We start from the raw sequence: 23,576 nt of genomic DNA on the forward strand, positions 1-23,576 counted from the left end.
TTTGAAGCATCTAAAAGATTATTATCTTTTATCAAAGCACTTTTAAAAATCCTAAAAGAATCTCTAAAATCATTTGCAAATTTATCTAAGGATTTTTGATCTTCTTTTTTTTTATTTTTATTAAACTCTTCATATTCTTGTTCGATTTTTTCTTCTAAATTATCAAAAGTAAAATTTAAATTTGTATTTACAACATTTAAATTTCCTTTGAAAATCGCTTGAGAAAAATTCGGAGTTTTTTCAAATCTCACTCCATAAAAACAAGCTATATCATCAAATTCACACTCGTGAAAATCAGCATAATTATAAAATTCAGAATTATTAAAATAAGCATTATATTCAAAATGAATATTTGAAAAATTTAATTTTACTTGATTATCTTTATCTTGCTTATATCCAAATTCGCAATCCATAAAATAACATCTATTTTTAAATTTATTTTTCCACAAATTTATTTTTTCTATAGCACAGTTTTTTATAAAAAGATATCCTTCAAATTTGTTTTCTTGTAAATCTAAGGATGTGATTTTTTTATCTTGATTATCATGGCAATTTATAAAAACCAAATGATCTAAAAATTGGTTTTGATGTATGTCTAAGTCATTATAAAACGCACACTGATTAAAGGTTAATGTTTTTTCAAAAATAATATTTTTCAAATTTAATGTTTTTTCAAAAGTACAATTGTAAAAGTATAATTTGGTTTTAACAATGCGATTATTCTCTGATTGCTTGTCATTTAAGCTAATATTACATTCGCTAAAAATAATATTACACTGGGCAATAGCATTGTTCATATTATCACATAATGAAGATAAGTCTAGTGTTGCCTTGCAAACCAAATACCATTTTTCATCATCAGAAAATAACCCATCGCTTTGCCTAAAGTCTTCTTTTCCTTTTATTTTTTCTATTATTTCATTTGTTTCTTTATGACTTGGAGTAAATATATTTTGTTCATTTATAGATAAAACTTCAGACAAAATCTTTTTAATTTCATCTTCAATTTTACCTTCACTCTTATGATTTTGATGTGTTTTTTCACAACATTTCTTTAAGGTATTAAGTATTTTTTCAAGTATTTCTTTTATCATTTAATCCTTCCTATCTTTTTTAGCTTGGCACTATGGAATTTTTTCGTGCAGTTTTTTGGAGCGAGAAAATACAAAGCAAAAGGATAATGCCATATAAAACACCAGTGGATTTTATGGTGTTTTCTGTAATCTCGTCTTGATTTATAATCTTTAAAATCCCTTCAAAACTTGATTTAAATTTCAAAAGAGCCAAGACACTTTTTAATTTATCTTGACTGTCTTTTTGATCAAAAAGAGCCATTTGCTCAGGTGATAGTTTTTCAGATATAGAAAAATTACTTTTTATCATATATAAAATATCTATTTCTTGACTAAAATTTAATTTTAAAAATTTATTAAGTTGAGCAGATACAACGCTATTGTTGTTTTTATTGTCTATTTCTTCTATGATGTTTTTTATATTTGATGTGTTATTTTCTAGCTCATTTAAAACCTTTTTATAATCACTTTCATATTTATCATCATATACTTTCAAAATTTCTTTTAATTTTTCTTTATTTGCTATTATCAAAGCTTTAGCTGAATTTAACTCTGTAAAAGAAATGTTTTGATCTTTTAAATGGAGATTAAAATCATTTTGCAATATGCTTGCTAGATTTATAATAGCACTCGTATTTAAATCATTTAAACTTTTTTCAAATTGACTTTCATAAAGCTTATCTGACAAAAATACACCTGTAAAAGGGTTTATAAATTGTGGTTTTAAAATAATAACTACAACCAAACAACCATAAGCTACCAATCTCAAAATAAAAACAAAAAGTTTAATCTCGCAGAGAAATAAAAGATAGAAAAATAATATACTTGCAAAATAAACTAAGAAACAAAAGGTCGGAATATATACAGGCAATAAAAACGACATCATCAATATTATAAAGATGCCAAAAATACCGAAAAACAAAATACCGCCTTGCTGATACAATTGTCTTTTGACATTAAAAAACACCATAATCAACGCAAACAAAATAAAATAATTTGCTATAATTATCGATACTGAATTAAAGGATGATATAAAATTTATGGTTTTTGAAAATACAAAACCCATAAAAGCATACAATGAAATCATTAAAATCGTAAAATTTAAAATTTTTAAGAAATTTGTATGGTGATTGCTAGTATTCCTATAAACTTGCAACAAAATACAATCAAACCATAAAGTAAAATCTAGCATTGTTTTTCCAAGACTACTAATTTTTCTATAGAATTTTAAATACTCAAGCTTTAAAATTCTGTCGATTGAAGCTATACAAAATATGCAAGATAAAATAATTTGTATTATTTTGCATATACTTTTTATAACATTGCAAAATATCTCAATAATTGATAATAAAAAACCAAAGATTGATCTTCCTATAAGCATTATAAAACAAACAACAAAATCGCAAATTTTTACATATATGTCACCTAGATGTTTAAATTTCGAAAACATACCTATTAACTTGATAATTATTTTTTTTATTTGCAGTTTTTTTTATTTTTCGATTATTTCTAATACTATCTTTGTTATCACCACCTAACTGAATTTCTAACTCTTTCTCTTTCACATAAAGTTCTAATTTATGCCATTCTTGAGCTTCTAGGGTATTATTTTGTGTGATTAAAATATCTTTTATAACCCTGAAAGAATCTTTTAAATGTTTAGCACATTTTAATTTACAATTATTATTACGTTGCTCTTCTGTTATTTCTTGTTTATTTTCACACGTCTCATCTTGATATTTATCTTTTATATATTGTTCCAATGATTTAAAATCTAGCTTATCTATATCGACATTGATTAAATTTACAGCTTTTGGTTCTTTAAAATAACAAGCACTGAAATTTGGAGCTTTGTCAAATCTCACTCCATAAAAACAAGCTATTTTTTCAAATTCACACTCGTGAAAATCAGCATAATGTTTAAAAACAGAATTATTAAAATAAACATTATCTTTAAATTTAGACATTTTAAAACTAACTTTATTTTCAAATTCAAAGTTCATAAAATTAACTTTTTCTTTTACTTCGCAAAAATCAAATGTAAAAGTACCTTTTATAGCAGCATTAGAAAAGCCATATAAATTAAAATCATTAAATTCACATTTTTGAAATTCGATATTTCCATCTATATGATTATTGATAGATATTTGTTTAAATTTACAGTTATTAATGCTAATTTTATCGATAATTTTAACTCTCCCATTAATCCGCAAGGACAATTCATTGCAATCAAAGATGCATAATCTTTGAAATTTCACATTATCATCAATTATCAAAGATAGTTTTTTCACATTATCAAAACTTAAATCTTCTTCAAAAACCATATTATTTAAATGTATTTCTAAAATCTTATTTTCGTCATAATGTCGTTTAAAATTATCATTATTAGCATTAAAACGACAAATATCTTTTACAGAATATTGTTTTTCATTATTTAACATTGTTTTTGATATTATATATTTTTCAAAAGTGATTTCTGAATCAATATTTTTTTCGGATAAAAAATTACTTACTAAATCTTCCATTATTTCCCTTCTATGATTTTTATTTCTTCTTTGGTGAGATTGTAAAGTTTATAAACCAAAGAATTGATTTTATTTTCTAGTTCTTGGGTATTTGCGTTTTTGTCTTGTTCTTTGGCTTTTAAAATTTCATCGACTAAATTTATAAGCTCATCGACTATGTTTTTATTTTTAGAATTTATTTTTGGTATAGGTAAATTTTCTAGAGCGTGTTTGTTATATTGATAACCTTTTGTCCCTAATTTACAACCTTGAGAAAAATTCTTATAATAATATGTAATTAAATTTGATGATAATAATCCTAGTAAATATTTTAAATTTTCACAGACTATAAAAAAAGCTGTTTTTTCTAAAAAAATTCCTTTATTATCATAGACAAAATATGCTCCTTGAGTTGTTTCAGGATACACTATCTTTTCTTTTTCAAATTCTTCGATATATGCACAATTTCTAAGATTATAAGGAGTCAAGCCTTTATCAGCTCTTTTTTCTAATTGTGGATAAAATTCATCAAAATGCTTTTTTAAACTAGGATAATGCTTTATATTTATCGCTTCTACTTTTTCTCCATTTTGATTTTTGTAACCATTGTGAGTATTTATCACCCAAAGTCCCGCCCACTCGTAACTATATCTTTTTATATCGCGTCCGCGTAGCATTTTGCGTATGAGTTTGGCGGTATGTTCTTTTTCGGCTTCATCTTTGCAATTTGCTAAAATTTCATTTCTTTTTTCAGTAGTGATGATAAAGGCTTCGTTATAGCCTGTTTTTATCCCATAGTTGATATTAAGCCCATACCATTCTTTAAGCGGAGTTCCTATGCGTTCTATCTTGGCCTTTAAAGCACTAGTATTCTTATCGCTAAAAGTGAAGCTTTCTTTGCTTAAAGAATTTTGCGAAAATTCTGCAAAGTCCTTATATAAGCCGATATTATAAGCACAAGTTTTTAAAATTTCATTGCTTAGGGCAAGGTATTTGAATTTATTATCTTTGCTTTTTGATTTTTCAAAACAAAGTATGGAAGTATCCACTGTAGCACTATCAAAAACTTTTATGCCGTTTAAATCAGTGTATTCTAAAAACTTAACATTTTTAAGCAAAAATTCACGCAATGCTCCCCCATATCCTGCACGCGTGTATTTGTTAGAAGTGATATAGCTCAATACCCCCCCCCCTATCTTTTAAAACATTAAATCCTAGTTCATAAAAATAAGTATAAATATCGCTCGTGCCTTTATAAACCTTATAATTTTTAGTTAAATGGGGCTTGAGTTCTTTAAGCTCTTCTTGTCTTATATAAGGCGGATTGCCGATGATGAGATCAAAGCCTTTGAAATTTCCATCATCGTCCAAAATTTCAGGGAATTCAAAACGCCATTCAAAAGGATGATTGCTTTCTAGGTTAAAGATATTGTCGTATTCTTTTTTAAGATTTGCAAATTCTTTTGTGGCTTCTTTTTCATCAAAGTCAAAAAGAGTCAAATTCGCACTAACAAAGAATTTCAAATTTTCATCATTTATGGCTAAGAAATTTCCGTATTTTTTAGAGTATTTTTCACATTTATCGTTAAAGCCTTTCATTTCTTTTTTAAATTTATCCGCAAAGCAGAAATTTTTAAAAGAAATTTTGAGATTTTTTATCTCTTGGTTGATGTGGCTTTTATCTGTGTAAAAACCTTCTTTATAGTCTTTTACTATGCGTTTATATTTGCTCATACGTTCTTTGATGTTGGGATAGTGGTTTAGGCTTTTGCCTGTTTCAAAGTAAGATACCAAAGAATTTCCGCATTTTATGTTTATATCGATGTTTGGCAGGGTTTTAAGATCATGATAATTCTCATCATCAAAGTTTTGGTAAAAACTGTGTTTTAAAAGCTCTATCCAAAGCCTTAGCTTGGTGATCTCGCATGAGTTAGGGTTGATATCGACTCCAAAAAGGTTGTTTTCTATGATGTCTTTTTTAGTGTAAAAAAGCTCTTGCTGGATAAGATGGGCTTTATCTTTAGGCGTGCTTGGGCGTTTATACTCTATAAACTCGCCTTTTCTACCCGTGATGAGAATTTCATCGTTTTGCACTTCTAGGTAAAACTCTTCATCAAAAAGATTTAGCTCATCATAAATGCTTAACATAACATTTAAAGCAGAAACTAAAAAATGCCCGCTTCCCACCGCAGGATCGCAAATTTTTATAGAGTTTAAAAGCTCTTTTTGTATCTTTTTATCTTCTTTCCTTAAAGATCTTCTTAACTCGCTTATATCTTTAGCATCAAGATCAAATTGAGCATTGAATTTATCAAGCACAACTTTTGTGATGCTTTCTTTACACATATAAGAAGTGATAAAGCTTGGCGTGTAAAAGCTCCCTTCTTTGTAGCCATTGAGTTTTTCAAACACATTTCCTAAAACGCTTGAACTTATGAGTTCTTTTTGGCTTAAAATTTCGCTTTGCTCATCATCGCTACCAAAATCAAAGCTATCTAAAAATTCAAACAAGTATTCCAAAAGCCCCACTTGTCCTTTTTTAGCCTTGCATTTATCATCTTTTAGCACGGTGTTTTTATAGTAAAAAAGCTTTAAGTCATTACTTAAGCTTGAAATTTCAAGTGTGTTTTCTATGCTTTGTTTTTCAAACAAAGAAGAATTTAGATAAGGCAGATAAGCAAATTCGCTTTTCTTTCTCGTGCTTTTTTCTTTGGCTAAGACTTCAAAGAAAAGTTCGCTAAGCTTGTCAAAATCAGGGATTTTTTTGAAATTTAAAAATTTCAAATTTTTATCATCATTAAAACGCACCAAATTTGACTCTATAAGCTTTAAAAACAAAATGCGATTAAGCCATAAGATCAAAAGTTTTAAGATGGTTTCAAAATTTTCTTCTTTAAGCTTAGAGTTTATAGCGGTGTAGAAAGTGCCTTGCTCTTCTTTGCTTTCTTCACTTTTTGCGATGATGAGTTTTGAGTTTTGTTTACTCTCACAAAGCCCTAAGATATATAAAAGCTCTTTGTAAAAAGCGTTGTTGAGTAAATTTGCATCGTTGGGGTTAAACTCACTTAGCAAACAATCCTTGCTAAAAATTTTGAACAAAGGCTTAAGCTTACTAAAGCTTAATTTATCTTGCTCTAAGATAGGTTTTAAATCCACAAAAAGCCCTTTTAAAGTGCTATCGCCATTTAAAATCTTTTCAAATTCTTTATAAATTTCGTCGGTATTGCCTTTAAAAAGCGAGTTTTTGCTTTCAAAATTTTCAAAAGCTTCTTTAAAATACTTGCTTTTGTTAAAAAGCTCTTCAAACAAATCCGCCTTAAAGATAAAAAAGCTATAAAAATCCGTGGTGATGATGTGCTTAAGCGATGAATTTAACGTTTTTCTTTCACGAAGATAGTATAAAATGCACTCATGCAAAGCCTTGCAATTAGGTTTGCTTGGGCTAAAAAATTCTCTAGAATGAGGCAATTTTGCTTCGATGATGACTTGGGTAAGGCTATCTTTTTTTAAGGCCAAGTCTATACCGCTGTTGCCTTTGTGTATGCTTTTGACTTCGCATTGAAAAGATAAATTTTCAAAAAATTTGCTAAGAGCGTTTGCCACAAGGGAATCTTCGTTGTTTTTGAGATTGTTTTCTAAATTTATTTTATAGTCTTTTAAAGTTTTGATAAATTCGTTTAGTTCTGTTTCTAAGATAGGCTTTTTGCGGTGGTAGGGATTTAAAAATTCTTTTTCATTTATAGCTTCAAATTTCATATTGCACTTTCAATAAATTTTAAATATTTTAGCAAAAAAATCTCAAGTTTGGTATAAAATTTAAAAGTTACTTTTTGTAATTTTATAAAAAAATAATTATATAAAATGAGAATATTTGATACAAAATTTTAAAATTTTAAATATTTTTATAAAAATATATCATTTTTTAAATTTATCAATACCCCTAGTTTTGTTACAATAATTCTATATATCATTAAAAAGGAGTAAAATGCGTTATTTAGCTATATTTGCGATTTCAATCACGCTAAGTTTTGGTGCAGCTAATCCACCTATACAAGATAGAACGGGCACAGGACTTGTTTTATCAAGTCATGAACTAGCCAATAAAATAGGCAAAGAAGTTCTTGACAAAGGCGGAAATGCCATAGATGCAGCTGTAGCAGTAGGTTATGCTTTGACTGTAGTGCATCCTGTAGCAGGAAACATAGGTGGTGGTGGCTTTGCAGTCATTCATCTAGCCAATGGAGAAAATACCACGCTTGATTTTAGAGAAATGGCACCTTTAAAAGCAAGCAGAGATATGTATCTTGATAGCAAAGGAGAAGTTATAAAAGATGCTTCAACTATAGGTTATCTAGCTGCTGGAGTACCAGGAACGGTTAAAGGTATGAGTGCTATGCTTGATCGCTACGGCACTATGAAACTAAAAGACTTGATGGCTCCTGCTATAAAACTAGCTGAAAAAGGTTATCTCATCAATGATAGACAAGAACAAACCATGCTAGAAGCTAAAGATATGTTTAAAGAATTTCCTAGTTCAAGCAAATATTTCCTTAAAAAAGATGGTAGCACTTATAAAAGCGGGGATTTATTTGTCCAAAAAGATCTAGCAAAAACTTTAAAACTTATCGCAAAGGAAGGTCCTGATGCTTTTTATAAGGGAAAAATCGCTGATTTAATAGCAACGGATATGGCTAAAAACAAAGGCATTATCACTAAAGAAGATCTAGCACAATACCAAGCTATTTGGAGAAAACCTGTAGAAGGCACTTATAGGGGTTATGATATCATTTCCATGTCGCCACCTAGCAGTGGGGGTGCTCATATCATCGAAATTTTAAATATCATGGAAAATGCCAATATAGAAAATTTAGGCTTTGCAAGCTCTAAAACTTTACACATAATGGCTGAAGCTATGCGTCAAGCTTATGCGGATAGATCAGAATACATGGGTGATCTTGATTTTGTAAAAATCCCACTTGATAAACTTACAAGCAAAGAATACGCCAAAGAAATTTATGCAAAAATTCCAAAAGACAAGGCTTTACCAAGCTCAAAAGTAAAACCTGGTTTAGGACAAATTCACGAAGGACATAATACCACTCATTATTCTGTGCTAGATAGCAAAGGCAATGCTGTAAGCATTACCTATACTATCAATGCGAGTTATGGTTCAGGTGCTGCGGTTGAAGGGGCAGGGTTTTTACTCAATGATGAAATGGATGATTTTTCAATCAAACCAGGGGTGCCAAATTTATACGGACTTGTAGGCGGAGAAGCTAATGCTATAGAACCTAAAAAAAGACCTTTAAGCTCTATGAGTCCAACTATCATACTAAAAGATGGAAAAGTATTTATGGTAGTAGGTAGCCCAGGTGGTTCTAGGATCATCACGACAGTTTTACAAGTGATTTCAAATGTGATCGATCATAAAATGGATATATCAACAGCGGTAGAATCTCCAAGATTTCACATGCAGTGGCTACCTGATGAAATCAGAACAGAGCCTTTTGGAATCATCAAAGATGTGCAAAACAATCTTGAAAAAATGGGCTATAAAATCACAAAAGAACCTTATATGGGTGATGTAAATGCTATCATGGCCGATCCAAAAACTGGAAAAATCGTAGGTTCTATGGATACAAGAAAAGAATTCTAACTTCTTATTTACCCTTGAAATTTCAAGGGTAAATTTATACAGGATTTTTAAGTCTTCTTTTAAAAAATGCTCCTAAAATTAAAATCACTGTAAAAGCAATGAAAAAATATAAAAATTTAGGCACAGGCACAGGATCTCCTGCTGCATAAGAATGCAATCCTGATAGATAGAAATTTACCCCAAAATAAGTCATCAAAATAGAATAAAATCCTATAACACTCACACTTGCAAAGGCGTAAGGATTGTTAAATTTTGAGATAAATCTAAGATGTAAAATCATAGTATAAACAATAATAGAAATTAAAGCCCAAGTTTCTTTAGAATCCCAACCCCAGTATCTTCCCCAGCTTTCGTTTGCCCAAACTCCACCTAAGAAATTTCCTATAGTGAGTAAAGCAAGTCCTATTATCATCGCCATTTCGTTGATACAATGTAAGTTTAAAATACTTTGATCTATTTGAGCTTTTTTTGGATTTCTTAACATAAATAAAATCAAGCTAAATACTCCAAGCAAAAAGCAAAGTCCTAAAAATCCATAGCTTGCAGTGATGATAGAAACATGGATATTAAGCCAATAGGATTTTAAAACGGGCACAAGATTTGTAATTTGTGGATCCATAAAACCAAGATGTGCTACAAAAAGAGAAATTCCAGCCATAATACTTGCGGTACAAAGCGCTAAAGAAGATCTTTTATAAAAAATAAGTCCCGCAAAAGCACAAGCAAAAGCTATATAAACCATACTTTCATAAGCATTACTCCAAGGAGCGTGATCTCCTACATACCAACGAAAGATTAAAGCTAAAGCATGAGCTAAAACACTTAAAGCAATGAGAATAAAAATGGCATTTTTAAGCATTTTTGGAGCTTTTTTAAGGCTTAAAATTTCATAGACTAATAAGATAAAAAGCATACTACCTAGTAAAAGATAAATAGGGGTGAGATTGTCAAAAATATTATAATGATTTAAAAAAAGCTCTAAAGAAATTTGAGTAGGTGTAGGGATAAGATTTGATCTATAAAAATTTTGGAAATTTTTAAGTCTTTCTAAACTTTCATCGGCTTTAGAAAAATCTTTGGTACTAAAAGCTTGTTCAAAATCAAAAAAATATTTTGCCAATAAGCTTTGTATATTTTCTATATCCTTTAAATCAAAAGGCATAGGTGTAGCAGGAGAATACCAAGTATAGGTTTTTTGGCTTGGATCAGGAAATATTCTAAAAATTTCTCCGCTATAGATATAAAAAGCAGTGTTGATTTTTTCATCAAGAGCTAAAATATCTTTATCAAACTGATCTCTTAGAGTAGGTTTTTTGCGATTTACTTCTTCTATATAGTTTGAAAGTTTGTAAAAATCTCCATCAAAAACATCATCATAAGCAAGATATTTTTCATTTTTATCTACACCTAAAATTTCTTTTAGCTTTGCAGTTTTTACGCTAATCATTTTTATTTGTCTAAAATGTTGTGGATACATCATCATACCAAGAAAAATTTGATTATAGTTTAAACCTAAAAAATCATTTTTTTTGGTAATCTTATGAATGTAATTCATCGCTAAAGTATCGATAGGTTTTATCCTGCCATCAAAGTCTTGCACAAGTAAGCTTCCAAAAAGCATAGAATGTTTTGCAGAATTTTCTTTGATATTTTGTATAAGCTTTAAGGTATTTTCATCGGCAAAACTTTTTATGTTAAAAGCAAAAAGACAAAAAAGAATTAATAAAAGATTTTTTTGATTTTTAAGATAGTTTGATAATTTTTGAAATCTTGAGTTTTTAGCAAATAAAATCCATAAAAAACCTAAAGTCAGCAAAGTATAGCCTATATAGGTTGGAATTTTTCCAGGATTTTTATTGACTGAAAGTATGGTGCCTTGTTCGTCTTGATCATAAGAACTTTGAAAAAATCTATATCCGCCATAATCTAAAACATTATTCATAAAAATTTTATACTCAAAACTTTTATCTTGATCGATCACTTCTATATCTGAAGCATAAGAAGAAGGACTCATAGAACCTGCGTAGCGATCTAGGATAAAATCTTTTAAAGCCAAAGAAAAAGGCAGTTTGATCTCTTCAGGACCCCAGTTGAGTGCAAAAATTTCACCTCCTAGTCTAAAAGGTAAAACATTTTCATTGTTGTAATTTGGAGTGAGTAAAATTTCTTTGCTTTCATTATTAAAAGAAATTTGCATTTTGATGATAGGATTGCTCATTGCATTAGGAGCTTTTTCATAATCAAGTAGTTTTAAATTTATAGTTTTATTTTGCTGCATGGAAACTTTTTTTTCAAAACTATTATGGAGTAAAGGATTAAAAGCTACTCCAAAGGATTGATATTCTACAACCTTACCTTCATCATTATAAAGCATTAAGGCTATAAATTCATCTCTTGTCACAATGATATCAGAACTTTGTCCTTCTCTAATGTGCATACCTCCTTCTATGCCAAAATAACGCGTGATTGCAGCGCCAAGTAAAATTACTATAAAAGCACTATGCAAGAGCAAGGAAGCATATTTTTTTCTTTGTAAAAGTTTGTGTATAAAAATAATACCTATAAGATTGATTAAAAGCAAAAGGTGTAAGATATCAAACCATAAAGCATTATAAACTAAGGCTTTAGCAGCATTTGCGCCAAAATCATTTTCGACAAAAGTCGCTACTGCACAAGAAAGAGCATAGATAAAAAGTAAAATAAGACTCATCCAAAAGGAAAAAAAGCTTTTCTTAAACATTTTTCTCCTTGTATGCTAGAAAAAGTGTTTTAAAAAGCTTATCTTCATTAAGCTTTTGATTTTTTTCATCTTTTAAAATTTCCATAGTCAAAGCAAGGCGTTTAGCACTCATAAAACCAGGATAAATCAGTAAAGTTTTATGTTTAGGAGTAAAAAATACCAAAGTAGGCGTAGCGTCTATATTGAATTCTCTTGAAAGTTCTTCTGTGCTTGTTTTTTTATTATCGTAATTATGAATTTTATGATAACTTGTATTGATATAATAAGAATTATATGTGTTTTTTAAGATATTTTGAACTTCTTTGTTGTTTTGAATTTCGTGTTTTAATTTATCGCAATAAACACAATTATTTGCACTAAAAATAATTAGCACAGGTTTGTCAGAAAAAACAATATTTTGATTGTCTTTAAAAAATTCTGCGATTTCTTTGTAAGAATTGAGATCAAGATTGTTTGCATCTTGTTTGTATTGTTCTGTAGTTTTTGTTCCTTTAGAAAGAATATTTTCATCTATTTTTTCATTATTACAAGCACAAAATAACAATATTATAAATCCTAAAATCAGTTTTTTTAACATCAAATCCTTTCATTTAAATTGCCTAGAAAACCTAGGCAATTATTATTTTAACAAATCCACTATAAAAGCATAAATCATCAAGAATAAAAAGATCATTCCCGTAATCAGCATCAAATAACCTGCTAATTTAGCAATGCTTTTATAAGAATTAAATTTAGAGTTTTTCTCATATAAACTTTCAAGCCTTCCGCTTTCTTTTAGGCGTTGATAATACGCATTTCTTTCTTGTTTAATCTCGGCTTCACTTTGGGTTCCTGAGAAAATTACCATATCCATAGGGAAGCGATCTGCTCTAAAATGAGTATTGAAGAAGTGGATTGCAAAGATAAATCCTGTTGCAAGTAAAGCTTCATCAGAATGCACTAAAGAACAAAGATTGATCATCCAACCTGGTAAAAAGGTACTAAAGAAAGTAGGGAACCATAAAACCAATCCTGAAAGTCCTATAACAAACATACCCCAAAATACTGCTAGATAGTCAAATTTTTCCCAATAAGTCCAGCGGTCAAATTGTGGTCTTTCACCCATGCCAAAGAACCATTTAAAATGTGCTTTCATATCTTTAAAGTCCTGCCAATTTGGCATTAAAGAATCAGGTCCAAAAAGGGCTTTTAAAATTTTCATTTTATCAAGTTTTCCTGTTTGTGGATCACGCACTAAATCTCTTCTTTTCCAGTTTACAAGTATGATTTCTCCAATATGAGAGAAAAAGACTATAAACATAACAATAGCACTAATATGATGCACTATGGTTGCACCGATTGGTCCGCCCATAAGATCTATCATGGTTTGTGCCCAAGGAGCGGTATAAAATTTTTGCGGCAAACCCGAGAAAGCAAGTCCTAAGAAACTTACCGCCATAAAGAAATGCTGAATTTTATGGAAAGTTGAAAAACGTTTGATTAAAACCTTGTCATTGTGTGCATTTTCTTTTGCTTTTTTCCATTCTATAGGATGTGAAAATCTTGCTAAAATCAGTCTTATACTCCAAAGTAAAGTATGCAAACCAAAGAATACAAAAACTCCTATCACTAAAGCGGTCATAAAGATATAAGCACCGTGAAGTAAAGGATAGTTTTCTCCATCACTATGATCAGCATGTGCAATAAAATTGGCAAAATTTTCATTAGAATTTGGATGACACTGTGCACAAGTTTGAACACGATTTAAAGACGATAGGGTTGAGTTTAAATCTTCAACTTTTAAAATATTGTGTTTGCCGTGACAATCATAACAGGCTGCGATTTTTGGAGCACTACCAGGACTATTTAATACCATAGCCTTACCATGGAAAGTATCATGATAGCGATCTTGTTTATCTTGATGACATTCGCCGCACTTAAAATCACTTCTTTGTTTTGAGGTCATTGCATTCATTAATGGATCGTTGTTGTGGATATCATGACAAGTGGTACAAGTTGGAATTTTTTTCTTTTTTCCATCTTTATCAAGTTGTATTTGGCTGATATTTTGATGAATGCTGTGTTTAAATTCTTTATCTATATCTTTATGACAACTTGCGCAGTTTTTATTGATAAGATCTAAATTTGCAGCATTATTATAGCGAATAGATTTTTTATCTTCGCCTTTTCCGTGGCAATCCCTACAACTTGGAACATCTCCAAAATACATTCTTGAATGAATACTATCTTTAAAATCATCTAAATTTTTAGCGTTTTGCCATTTTTCTATTTGTTCTTTTTGAACTTTTCTTCCAGAAAGCACCCAAGATTCTATACCATCTAACATAACATAAACATGGGTATAGCCTAATTTTTGGCTTAAATTTGCAATATTAGAAGCATCAAAAGTAAAACGATTCGACCCATAAAAAATTAAAGTTGCATTAAAATCATCAGGTAATAAATTTTGCCAATTTTGCGCATCAACTAAAACAGCATTAGGTATATTACCTGCAACTTCTCTTTCTTCCTTGGAATTAACATCCACAAAATATACATTTTTTTGCCCTAAAAGTTTTTCAGCATCTTTCATGCTGATAGGAGTTACACCTTCAACTATACCTATTTGAATTTTTCCGTCGGCAAGTAAAAAAGGGGTTGAAAAACAAAAAACAGCAAGCAATATAAATTTTATTAAACTTTGTTTCAAAATTTACTCCTTAAACTCGCCCAAAAAATGGGCGAAAATTTTATTTTAAAATATTTTTAGCTTCTTGTATATAAACCAAAGCCTCATCTACTATTTTTTTGGAGTAAACAGGACCATGCACACCCCAAGAACCATCTTTTTGCAATTTTTCTGCAATAGCCCTTGCTTGATTTGCCAAAGTAATAACACGAGATTTTTTCTCTACAGAAAGTTTAGGATTTTCAGCCATAGCTTTATCAATTTCTTTCACGCCTTTAAGAATATTTTCATATCCATCTTTTACAGGTTTTTGCCAACCTACAACAATGTCATAGATAGTCTCTTGATCTGTAAAATGAAGTTTTTTAGGTAAATTTGATTGAACCGCACTGTGACATCCACTTGCACCTGGCCCCATTAAATTTGGATCACTAAAACTTGTATGTCCACAAGCCCACATTAAATCAAGGAAAAATCTTCCATCATCATCTCTAGCGATGGTCCATCCTGGAGTTTTTGGAGATCTTTCTTTACCTTCTGGCGGATTAAGAGTTTTAGCAGTTTTATCAACTTTTATTTTCCAAATGTGAGAAGCTCTAACATTATCAAATCCACCTTTATCGGGATTTTGAACTGCTCCAAAGTTTTCACAACTCATCATATTTGGCATGTGACAAGCTGTACAATTATCTTTTGAATGAATTCCTCCTTGTTTAAAGAAGCTAGCTTGTGTGTCATGACAATCTGTACAAGTTTTTTTAAGCCCTACTTTAGTATATCCATCTTTCCAATCATTGAAAGTAACCTCATGAGGATCGTGGCAAGTAGAACATCTCATACCCTTATCATAGTGAGCTGAACTATACATTTGCGCACCTTCAGTTCCACAAGCTGGACAGCTAGATTTGAAGAAGGCATTAAATGGTTTTCTAGGATTTTTCTTAGCATCTTCTTCATTGTAAGAAAATCTTTGATGACATCTTTCGCAGTTTGATGGCATACCTGCACCTCTAGCACCATAAAGATGAGCACCTGCACCATGACATTCTTCACAAGAAATACCTTTTGAAATTGTATGTTTTCTAAGCTCTTGAGTATTTCCTAAAGCTTTATAAAATTCTTCTTTGCTTTTAAAATCAAATTTAAAACTATGACAGGTTTCACAATAAGAACTTGCAGGCTGAAAAAGCATATTTTTACGATATTGTGCTGCATAAGAATTTGTTCCCCAAACTTGAGAGCCATTACCTCCAAATTGTTCCATAGTAGTAGGGAAACCTGGAGAAAATTCTGCTATTTTTTTGGTCATTTCAGGTGTTAAAAACTCACTCCAAAGTCTTGAGAATTGATTACCTCCGGCTACTATTTTTCCTGTCATATTACTAAGATTTCCATCTTCAACATGATAAGTTCCACGAACCAACCATCTATCAATAAAACCATATTTTGTTCTAGGTGTTCCAATTACAGCATAGACATCATCAGGATAAATTCCATCTGGTAAAATAGTAGATTGTGAGTTATACATAGGTTTTTTTAAATCATTTCCTACTTCTTCAAACTCATCAGGAAAACGAACGGTTTTTGCATGACGTGATCTTTCCCAAGCTTTATATTGAGCAGGATGACATTCACCACATTTTTTTGGACCTACAAATTTGTTTGGAAAATCTAAAAAAGATTCCATTCCTAAACGATAAGTCACTGAAGTATGAGCTAGATTGTTTTGCTGTGCAAAAGTAGGACCATTAGAAAATTCTACATATTCTTCTTCCCTATCACTAATAGCATATTTACCTACTATACGACCTTCTTTTTCATATTTAAACATAGGATGATGTTCTTTAAGATATTTAAAAAACGCATCTTCTTGGTGCACATAACCCTCAAGCGTTCTTGGTTTAGTATCGCCATCTTGTGCAGCTTCTCCTTGAATAAGAACATTTGAATTTTCTGCACTACTCACATTTAAAGCAAATCCCACCCCAAGTAATAGGGTTAAAACCTTTCCCTTAGAAATAAGCTTTTTCATAAGATACACCTTATAAATAAAATTTTTAAGATAATATAATTATGAAATAAATAGTTTAAGATATAAATTATCTTATTTAAATTATATTAACTTTTATATATAAAGTTTATGTTAATTAAACTTAATAATTAATAAAATTAACAATTTCATCGTGAATTTATATATTAATTTCTATTTTTTATTTAAAATTCTATCAATAAACCAAGTAGCCGATCACCCAAACAACTTTTTTAAAAGAACTAAATTTATACAATCCATACAAATATATTAAACTTTCCAAACTCCTAAAAACACCCTATTCTCTTAAAAACCCTAAACAGCAACAAACTCTTTTTTAAACACAATTCTAAGCATCATCTAAAACAACAATAAAAATAAACATAGGATTTATATATAAAGTAAGCAATGAAGACATTTAACAAGTCCGCAATGAGCTACTTTCCCCCTGCCAGTAAGGCGTAGTATCATCACCCACGATGTGCTTAGCTTCTTGGTTCGGGATGGAGCAAGGCGTTTCCACATCTGTATAATCACGGACATTGTTATTTAAATATTCTTTGAAAGATTGAATTTAAAAAATAAAGATTAATCTTTTATTTCTTTACTTTTTTCTTTATTCTCTTTCTTCTTTTGTTTTTCTTTCTTCTTTACTTATCTTTTATCTTTGATAAGTTTTTATATAGAATACTTAAAAAACAATGTTAAGAGCAAGTTCTAATACAAACTTTACTTGAAAGATTTCTACTAAACTCTAAATATTATCTATATTCAAAGCTTTCTTAAAAACCTTAACAAGGAAGTGATGCTTTATTAAAGATAAGCCAAACGCTCTATTAGTACTGGTCAGCTAAAGGACTTTCATCCATTACACACCCAGCCTATCAAACTAGTAGTCTTCTAGAGAGCTTAGAGAAGATTCATCTTAGAGTTGGCTTCACGCTTAGATGCTTTCAGCGTTTATCCTTTCCAAACTTAGCTACGCTGCGATGCTCTTGGCAGAACAACAGCTACACCAGTGGTTTGTTCAACCCGGTCCTCTCGTACTAGGGTCAAATCTCTTCAATCTTCTTACGCCCACGGCAGATAGGGACCGAACTGTCTCACGACGTTCTGAACCCAGCTCGCGTACCGCTTTAAATGGCGAACAGCCATACCCTTGGGACCTGCTCCAGCCCCAGGATGCGATGAGCCGACATCGAGGTGCCAAACCTCCCCGTCGATGTGAGCTCTTGGGGGAGATCAGCCTGTTATCCCCGGGGTACCTTTTATCCTTTGAGCGATGGCCCTTCCACACAGAACCACCGGATCACTAAGACCGACTTTCGTCTCTGCTTGACTTGTATGTCTTGCAGTTAAGCTGGCTTATACCTTTATACTCTACGAACGATTTCCAACCGTTCTGAGCCAACCTTTGTAAGCCTCCGTTATTATTTGGGAGGCGACCGCCCCAGTCAAACTACCCACCAGACATTGTCCCACTTGAGGATAACTCAAGCTGGTTAGCTACCCAAATAAGAAAGAGTGGTATCTCAACAACGGCTCATATACAACTGGCGTCATATACTCAAAGCCTCCCACCTATCCTGCACATTCTTATCCAAGTAGCAGTGTCAAGCTGTAGTAAAGGTCCACGGGGTCTTTCCGTCTTGCCGCGGGTAGGAGGAATTTTCACCTCCACTACAATTTCACTGGATCCCTCTTTGAGACAGCTCCCATCTCGTTACGCCATTCATGCAGGTCGGTATTTAACCGACAAGGAATTTCGCTACCTTAGGACCGTTATAGTTACGGCCGCCGTTTACTCGGGCTTCGATCAAGAGCTTCGCTAATGCTAACCCCATCAATTAACCTTCGAGCACCGGGCAGGCGTCACACCCTATACATCCTCTTACGAGTTAGCAGAGTGCTGTGTTTTTGGTAAACAGTCGGGAGGGACTCTTTGTTGTAAGTTTCCTTGCTTTCGGAGTAAATCCTAATACAAAGCTAACCACACCTTATACCGAAGATACGGTGCTATTTTGCAGAGTTCCTTAAAGAGAGTTCTTCCACGCGCCTTAGAATACTCATCCCACCCACCTGTGTCGGTTTACGGTACGGGCAACATTAGCTAAACTTAGAAACTTTTCTTGGCTCGACGGCATCAGGGGTTCTTCTATCCATCCGAAGACTTCAAAAAGCCTTTCAGTTCTCGGAGTATTGTTATACGGATTTGCCTGTATAACCTCCTACGACCTTAGACTAGCACTTCCATCCGCTAGCCCCCTTAGCCCTAAGCGTCCTTCCATCGCACACTAATGTTGGTATTGGAATATTAACCAATTTGCCATCGTCTACCCCTTTCGGACTCGACTTAGGACCCGACTAACCCTACGATGACGAGCATCGCGTAGGAAACCTTGGGTTTACGGCGTTAATGATTCTCACATTAATTATCGCTACTCATGCCTGCATGCTCACTTCTATTCGCTCCAGCACTCCTTACCGGTATACCTTCGACGCAAATAGAACGCTCTCCTACCACTTGCACACAACTTAAACTACTTAAACTTTAAACCAAGAATATTTTTACTGATTTTACTAAGCTTTATTTCTATCTTTACTCTATAAAAATCAGTAAAAATATAACTTAAAACATATAACTTAGTTTTTTTATATTCTAAACTTAAATAATCTAAGTTGTGTGCAAGTCTACAGCTTCGGTACTTACTTTAGCCCCGTTATATTTTCCGCGCAAAATCACTAGACCAGTGAGCTATTACGCTTTCTTTAAAGGATGGCTGCTTCTAAGCCAACCTCCTGGTTGTTTAAGTAACTTCACATCGTTTTCCACTTAAGTAAGATTTAGGGACCTTAGCTGGTAGTCTGGGTTGTTTCCCTCTTGACGACGGATTTTATCACTCGCCGCCTGACTGCTGTGATTACATATAAGGTATTCGGAGTTTGATAGGGTTTGGTACATTGGTGTATGCCCTAGCCCATTCAGTGCTCTACCCCCTTATATTACGACACAACGCTATACCTAAATATATTTCGGAGAGAACCAGCTATCACGAAGTTTGATTGGCCTTTCACCCCTATCCACAAGTCATCCCGGGGCTTTTCAACGCCTATGGGTTCAGTCCTCCACTAGTTCTTACACTAGCTTCAACTTGCTCATGGATAGATCACTTCGTTTCGGGTCTGCAGCATCTGACTAAGCGCCCTATTCAGACTCGCTTTCGCTACGGCTTCGCGTTTGCTTAACCTTGCCAGACACCACAACTCGCAGGCTCATTATGCAAAAGGCAGTCCATCACACTGTATTGCTACATAGTGCTCTGAATGATTGTAAGCAAATGGTTTCAGGTTCTATTTCACTCTGATCACCTCAGTTCTTTTCACCTTTCCCTCACGGTACTTGTGCACTATCGATCTGGTATTAGTATTTAGGGTTGGATCGTGGTCGACCCGGATTCAGACAGGATTCCTCGTGTCCCGCCCTACTCAGGATACTGCTAGCTAAGCTTTGTTTTTCGCATACGGGACTATCACCCTCTATGGCTATACTTTCCAGAATGTTCTGCTAAACTCAGCTCTTGCACATTGCAGTCCTACAACCCCCAGTGCAAGCACTGGGTTTGCCCTCTTGCGCTTTCGCTCGCCGCTACTGACGCAATCTCTATTGATTTCTTTTCCTGAGGGTACTAAGATGTTTCAATTCCCCTCGTTCGCTCCTATATAGGTAATGTATATCTCTATACATTGGGTTGCCCCATTCGGAAATCTACGGATCAAAGCTTCTTGACAACTCCCCGTAGCTTATCGCAGTCTAGTACGTCCTTCATCGCCTTTACCAGTCAAGGCATCCACCATTCGCTCTTAGTAGCTTACCTTTTGATGTTCTTTTAGCAGATGAGCAAAGCTCATCCTAAAGAACCAAAGCTAAAGGCCTACCCCGCCAACCTAAAAGATATTAGGCTTAAAACGAAATAAACTAAACATTCATTAAAAAATTAATGTAGATAAAGCTTCAATTCTTAATCGCTAAAAAAACAATTTGCATAAAAGTTAGATATAACCTAACTTCTACCTTTTTTATTGATTCTAAAACGCATCACTTCCTTGTTAAAGTTTTTATGATAAGACTTCTTTATCTTAAGACGGAAAGCATTCAAACACTTAATATAAAACTAAATGATTTAGTCTTAACTAAGCTGTGAGTTTGAAACTTGTCTTTAATTTATAATCCTTAAATCTAATATTCTCTTTATTCATAGAAATAAAGACAGCTAAAAGTTAAGTTAAACTAAAGAAAAGATAAATAGGTTTTATCCTTTAACAAGTCCTGTAAAATTGTTTTTATTAAAACTTGCTTGTGACTCTTAACAATGATAATTAAAAAGAACATTAGGTTTAAAACCTAAAGGAAGTATATATATTAATATAATCATTATAAATATAAATACATAATGTATATGTTATTTATATCTATCTAAAGTATATTCTTTTATAGCTAAAGATAAAAATAAATCTAAGTATTTAGAGTTTATATTTTATATTTAATCTACTTTATATACTTGCTTTAGATTTTAAAGCTTCTTTATTCAAATCTTTTTTATGGTGGGCCTAACAAGACTTGAACTTGTGACCTCACCCTTATCAGGGGTGCACTCTAACCAGCTGAGCTATAGGCCCTTAATAAATGGTGGAGAATAGCGGGATCGAACCGCTGACCTCCTGCGTGCAAAGCAGGCGCTCTCCCAGCTGAGCTAATTCCCCATAAACAATTAGCTTTATCATCAATCTTTGAAATCTAAACAAGAATCAATTGAGTTTATATATTGAAGTAATAGTTGTGAGACTTATTACTTTGTACTCTAGAAAGGAGGTGATCCAACCGCAGGTTCTCCTACGGTTACCTTGTTACGACTTCACCCCAGTCGCTGATTCCACTGTGGACAGTAACTAGTTTAGTATTCCGGCTTCGAGTGAAATCAACTCCCATGGTGTGACGGGCGGTGAGTACAAGACCCGGGAACGTATTCACCGTAGCATGGCTGATCTACGATTACTAGCGATTCCGGCTTCATGCTCTCGAGTTGCAGAGAACAATCCGAACTGGGACATATTTTATAGATTTGCTCCACCTCGCGGTATTGCGTCTCATTGTATATGCCATTGTAGCACGTGTGTCGCCCTGGGCATAAGGGCCATGATGACTTGACGTCGTCCACACCTTCCTCCTCCTTACGAAGGCAGTCTATTTAGAGTGCTCGGCCGAACCGTTAGCAACTAAATACGTGGGTTGCGCTCGTTGCGGGACTTAACCCAACATCTCACGACACGAGCTGACGACAGCCGTGCAGCACCTGTCTCTAAGTTCTAGCAAGCTAGCACCCTCATATCTCTATAAGGTTCTTAGGATATCAAGCCCAGGTAAGGTTCTTCGCGTATCTTCGAATTAAACCACATGCTCCACCGCTTGTGCGGGTCCCCGTCTATTCCTTTGAGTTTTAATCTTGCGACCGTACTCCCCAGGCGGTACACTTAATGCGTTAGCTGCATTACTGAGATGACTAGCATCCCAACAACTAGTGTACATCGTTTAGGGCGTGGACTACCAGGGTATCTAATCCTGTTTGCTCCCCACGCTTTCGCGCCTTAGCGTCAGTTGAGTTCCAGCAGATCGCCTTCGCAATGGGTATTCTTGGTGATATCTACGGATTTTACCCCTACACCACCAATTCCATCTGCCTCTCCCTCACTCTAGACTATCAGTTTCCCAAGCAGTTTAATGGTTAAGCCATTAGATTTCACAAGAGACTTGATAATCCGCCTACGCGCCCTTTACGCCCAGTGATTCCGAGTAACGCTTGCACCCTCCGTATTACCGCGGCTGCTGGCACGGAGTTAGCCGGTGCTTATTCCTTAGGTACCGTCAGAATTCTTCCCTAAGAAAAGGAGTTTACGCTCCGAAAAGTGTCATCCTCCACGCGGCGTTGCTGCGTCAGGGTTTCCCCCATTGCGCAATATTCCCTACTGCTGCCTCCCGTAGGAGTCTGGACCGTGTCTCAGTTCCAGTGTGACTGATCATCCTCTCAGACCAGTTAAGCGTCATAGCCTTGGTAAGCCATTACCTTACCAACTAGCTGATACTATATAGTCTCATCCTACACCGAAAAACTTTCCCTACTCAACTTGTGTTAAGCAGGAGTATAGAGTATTAGCAGTCGTTTCCAACTGTTGTCCTCTTGTGTAGGGCAGATTAACTATACCTTACTCACCCGTGCGCCACTAATCCACTTCTAGCAAGCTAGAAGCTTCATCGTTCGACTTGCATGTATTAGGCACGCCGCCAGCGTTCACTCTGAGCCAGGATCAAACTCTCCATAAAAATTATAGATAGTTTAATCTTTTTCTTCAAAGAAAAAGTTATAAAAGATCAAAAGAAAAGCTTTTAATCTTTTTAAATTAGATTGAATAGATTTTACATAATTACTTATGCCTAAATCTTTCTGGCTCAATCGATCACTTATTTAGATTTCAAAGATTGACTAATAAGATTTGAATAACAATACTAAGTTAAAAGAACAAAACAAAAAATCATTTTTAAAAGAAAAGTTTTTAAATTAAAAACAAGATTTATAAAAAAGCTTTTTAGTTTTAAATTAAAAAATTAAGAAAGTTAAAAACTCAAATAATTTAAAAACTTAAAAAATCTAAAATAAAGTTAATTTATAAAATCTACTCAGTTAGTGAAACTTTATAATTTAAAAGATTTTAAGTCCTTTTTTTCAAAAAAGGAAATGAAAGTATAACCAATTAAACTTAAAAGGGGATTAAATAAAGGATTAAATAATATAAATATTTGTGTAAGTATTTATATAAGTATTTGGTGGGTTAAAAAATGGGGGCTATATTTTA

Annotated in this window: 6 protein-coding genes, 2 tRNA genes, 3 rRNA genes and 2 pseudogenes; 1 reads left to right on the forward strand and 12 read right to left on the reverse strand. The window is 32.9% G+C overall.

Going from position 1 to position 23,576, the window contains the following annotated elements; all coding sequences use genetic code 11:
* From AJ885_RS07635 to AJ885_RS07650, 3 genes and pseudogenes are all read right to left on the reverse strand, one after another.
* Positions 1-1,094, reverse strand: a 1,094-nt coding sequence (locus tag AJ885_RS07635; RefSeq protein WP_186820354.1) for a pentapeptide repeat-containing protein, incomplete at its 3' end; no start/stop codon positions are given.
* Between the two features lie 19 nt (positions 1,095-1,113).
* Positions 1,114-3,514, reverse strand: a pseudogene (locus AJ885_RS10190) (pentapeptide repeat-containing protein).
* Between the two features lie 83 nt (positions 3,515-3,597).
* A pseudogene (locus tag AJ885_RS07650) lies at positions 3,598-7,333 on the reverse strand (class I SAM-dependent DNA methyltransferase).
* 229 nt (positions 7,334-7,562) lie between these two features.
* On the opposite strand from AJ885_RS07650, the gene ggt reads away from it, so the two are divergent.
* Positions 7,563-9,233 (forward strand): gamma-glutamyltransferase, encoded by a 1,671-nt coding sequence (gene ggt / locus AJ885_RS07655; protein ID WP_070281042.1) that lies wholly within the window; start codon positions 7,563-7,565, stop codon positions 9,231-9,233.
* 34 nt (positions 9,234-9,267) lie between these two features.
* Here ggt and ccsA read toward each other — a convergent pair whose 3' ends face one another.
* The 9 genes from ccsA to AJ885_RS07700 all read right to left on the reverse strand — a co-directional run bounded on the left by ccsA (position 9,268) and on the right by AJ885_RS07700 (position 23,046).
* Positions 9,268-11,973: a cytochrome c biogenesis protein CcsA gene (gene ccsA, locus AJ885_RS07660; RefSeq protein WP_070281044.1), complete on the reverse strand. Its 2,706-nt coding sequence runs from the start codon at positions 11,971-11,973 to the stop codon at positions 9,268-9,270.
* Positions 11,966-12,550, reverse strand: a complete 585-nt coding sequence (locus AJ885_RS07665) for a SoxW family protein (RefSeq protein ID WP_044779349.1) — start codon at positions 12,548-12,550, stop codon at positions 11,966-11,968. The genes ccsA and AJ885_RS07665 overlap by 8 nt, the downstream gene beginning before the upstream one ends.
* A gap of 42 nt (positions 12,551-12,592) precedes the next feature.
* Positions 12,593-14,662, reverse strand: a complete 2,070-nt coding sequence (locus AJ885_RS07670; RefSeq protein ID WP_079860287.1) for a rhodanese-like domain-containing protein — start codon at positions 14,660-14,662, stop codon at positions 12,593-12,595.
* A gap of 40 nt (positions 14,663-14,702) precedes the next feature.
* Positions 14,703-16,673 carry a cytochrome c3 family protein gene (locus tag AJ885_RS07675; protein ID WP_070281047.1) on the reverse strand — a complete coding sequence of 657 codons (1,971 nt, stop codon included), beginning with the start codon at positions 16,671-16,673 and terminating at the stop codon, positions 14,703-14,705.
* A 421-nt stretch (positions 16,674-17,094) separates the two neighbouring features.
* Positions 17,095-17,211, reverse strand: a 5S ribosomal RNA gene (rrf, locus tag AJ885_RS07680).
* A 274-nt stretch (positions 17,212-17,485) separates the two neighbouring features.
* A 23S ribosomal RNA gene (locus tag AJ885_RS07685) occupies positions 17,486-20,545 on the reverse strand.
* 725 nt (positions 20,546-21,270) lie between these two features.
* Positions 21,271-21,347 (reverse strand) — tRNA-Ile (locus AJ885_RS07690).
* An 8-nt stretch (positions 21,348-21,355) separates the two neighbouring features.
* Positions 21,356-21,431: transfer RNA gene (locus tag AJ885_RS07695), tRNA-Ala, on the reverse strand.
* Between the two features lie 102 nt (positions 21,432-21,533).
* Positions 21,534-23,046, reverse strand: a 16S ribosomal RNA gene (locus tag AJ885_RS07700).
* Together the 16S, 23S and 5S rRNA genes with 2 tRNA genes alongside form the textbook arrangement of a ribosomal RNA operon.
* Positions 23,047-23,576: the final 530 nt, after the last annotated feature.

The organism is Campylobacter sp. BCW_6464 (assembly GCF_001762775.1).
GTDB classification, from domain to species: Bacteria; Campylobacterota; Campylobacteria; order Campylobacterales; family Campylobacteraceae; genus Campylobacter_D; species Campylobacter_D jejuni.